The sequence below is a fragment of the Cryobacterium sp. MDB1-18-1 genome (assembly GCF_004402735.1).
Taxonomy (GTDB): domain Bacteria; phylum Actinomycetota; class Actinomycetes; order Actinomycetales; family Microbacteriaceae; genus Cryobacterium; species Cryobacterium glucosi.
Genome location: NZ_SOFR01000058.1, coordinates 1 through 2,641, shown reverse-complemented (window position 1 = coordinate 2,641; position 2,641 = coordinate 1). Strand labels below are relative to the sequence as shown.

Annotated in this window: 2 protein-coding genes; both read left to right on the top strand. The window is 64.9% G+C overall.

Annotation, left to right across the window (positions count from 1 at the left end):
• Window positions 1–193: 193 nt before the first annotated feature.
• Entirely contained in the window at window positions 194–1,732 is a 1,539-nt protein-coding gene (istA, locus tag E3O50_RS14855) for an IS21 family transposase (protein ID WP_134560808.1), read from the top strand.
• A gap of 50 nt (window positions 1,733–1,782) precedes the next feature.
• Complete coding sequence (gene istB, locus E3O50_RS14850; RefSeq protein ID WP_277612990.1) at window positions 1,783–2,508, top strand: IS21-like element helper ATPase IstB; 726 nt, start codon at window positions 1,783–1,785, stop codon at window positions 2,506–2,508.
• The last annotated feature ends 133 nt before the right edge of the window (window positions 2,509–2,641 follow it).

Below are 2,641 nucleotides of genomic sequence, written 5' to 3'. Positions count from 1 at the left end.
TGTCGGCGGCCATGACAAGCTGCCCATAGGCGGCCATGGAACTGCCCGCTGACGGCCAGTAGAACTGCCCGCTGGTGGCCATGAGATCTGCCCACTTCCTGATCTGAACCCGCCCGTTAAAACGGCGGAACCTCTCCCTGAGGTTTGATTGCGGTATCTAGACGCATCAAACAGCTCAGGAAGAGGCCCACTTATGAAGGTAGACGTAGAAATCATGGAGATACTCGCTGCGTATGATCTGACCAAATCTTTGCGGGGCGCCGCAGAGTTGACGGGGTGCTCCCATCACACGGTTGCTCGCCATGTTGCCGCTCGCGACGCTGGCCAGCCGATTGCGAACCCGGTCAATCGTGGTCGGGTCACGGACCCGTTCATGCCCAAGCTTGAGGAATGGATGGTCGCGTCCAAGGGCAAGCTGCGCTCGGACATCGCCCACACGAAGCTCGTGGCTCTGGGCTATACGGGCTCGGATCGCTCGACCCGCCGAGCTTTCGCTCAGGTTCGTGCCGCCTACCGCCTCGGTAACACCCGCGTGCACCGCCCATGGATTTGTGAGCCGGGCATGTGGATTCAGTACGACTTCGGCGACGGCCCCGTGATCGACGGCAAGAAGACCGTGCTCTACATCGCCTGGCTGGCCTGGTCACGGTTCCGGATCGTCATCGTGATGCGGGACCGCACCGCGCCGAGCGTTTACGCAGCACTGGATCGAACGTTCCGCGTCATCGGCGGCGCCCCGACCTACGTCCTGACCGATAACGAGAAAACCGTCACCGTCTCTCACGTCGCCGGCGTTCCGGTCCGGAACGTCGCGACGGTCGACTTCGCCCGCCATTACGGCGTCACGGTGCTGACGTGTCAGCCGGCGGATCCAGCGACCAAGGGTGGTGTCGAGTCTTCGGTGAAGCTGGCCAAGGCCGACATCGTTCCCAAAGACACCAACCTCCGGCCCGAATATGACTCCTTCGCCGACGTCGAAACGGCCTGCCAAGAGTTCATGGACCTGGTCAACAACCGTGAACACCGCGCCACGCGCCGCAAGCCCGCAGCGATGCTCGTGGAGGAAGCCCCCCGGTTGCATCGTGTTCCGGGCACCGCGCACACCATCTCCTTCGGCATGTCCCGCAGCGTCCCGGACAACACGCCGATGATCACGTTCGAGAACGCTCAGTACTCGGTGCCTTTCTATCTGCTCGGCCAGCGAGTATTCGTGCGCAGCCACGGCCTCGGCCTGGACGAGGAGGTCATCGTCGTGCACGAGGGCCTGGACGGGCCCGTTGAAGTCGCCCGGCACCAGCGCGCCCGGCCGGGCAGTCCCGCCATCAACGACACTCATTTCCCCGATCATGCCACCAGGGTCCCCGGCGACTATGCCGTGAAAGCGCGAAGTGCAGCTGAGACGGAGTTCCTCGCGATTGGTGCTGGCGCCCGGACCTGGCTGCTCGAGGCCGCTGCGGTGGGCACGATGCGGATCACGCAGAAGATGGCCGAGGCCGTGGCGCTGGCGAAGATCGCTGGGCAGGCCGACGTTGACCAGGCCCTGGGCACTGCGGCCGTCCATGGTCGTTTCGCGCACAAGGACCTCGCCTCGATTCTGAACGCGGCCGGTCTCCGCGCTGCCACCCACACGGCCAGCGAAACCCAGTCCCTCACCCAAGGAACCCGAGGCTGGGCCGCGATCGGTCAACCGCCCGTGAGCCTTCCCGACGACCTGCTGGAAGAAAGCGCATGAGCCCCGTCCCGACCGCCGCACCCGCTCTGCCAGCCGACCTGGAGGCGTTAATGCGGCAGCTGAAGATGCCCTACGCCAGGGCGTTAGCGCCGGAGCTGCTGATCACGGCGCGCACGCAACGGTGGGAACCCTCCGAAGTCGTCAAAGCCCTCCTCGTCGAGGAAGTCACCGGTCGGTCGCGGTCGATGCTCGCCACCCGCCGGAAGGCCGCTGGGTTCCCGACGGGGAAGACCTTCGACACGTGGGACCCGGCTGCGTCGTCGATCCCGCTGCCGACGCAGCAGGCCCTCCGCACCCTCGAGTGGATCGGGCGGAAGGAGAACGTTGTCGTTTGCGGGCCGTCCGGCACGGGAAAAACGTTCTTCCTCGAGGCCCTCGGCCAGCAAGTCGTCGAGGCCGGCATGCGTGTGGCGTGGTTCCGCCTCGAGGACCTCGGCGCGTTGATGCGTGCCCACCGCGCTGACGACAGCGTCACCCGAGTCGTCGCGCGCATCCTTCGCGCCGACCTCATCGTGATTGATGACATAGGGCTCCTGGCCGTTGGGACCGACGCGGCCGAGGGACTCTATCGGCTCGTCGATGCGGCCTATGAAAAACGATCTATCGCGGTCTCGTCGAATTTACATCCTGCCGGCTTCGACGAGCTCATGCCCAAGACCCTCGCCACAGCGACCGTTGACCGGCTACTTCACCACGCTCACGTCTGCCAGACGTCGGGCGAATCGATCCGCCTCACGCAGGCCCTCGCCGGACAGGGCGTGACGCCGATGAGCTAACACTCGCTCCGCGCATGGCCAACGCCGCCGAATCCTGGTGGGCAGATCTGTTGGCCATGAGTGGGCAGTTTTCATGGCCATCAGCGGGCATTTTCCGTGGCCGCCAGTGGGCAGTTCTTCATGGCCCTTGACA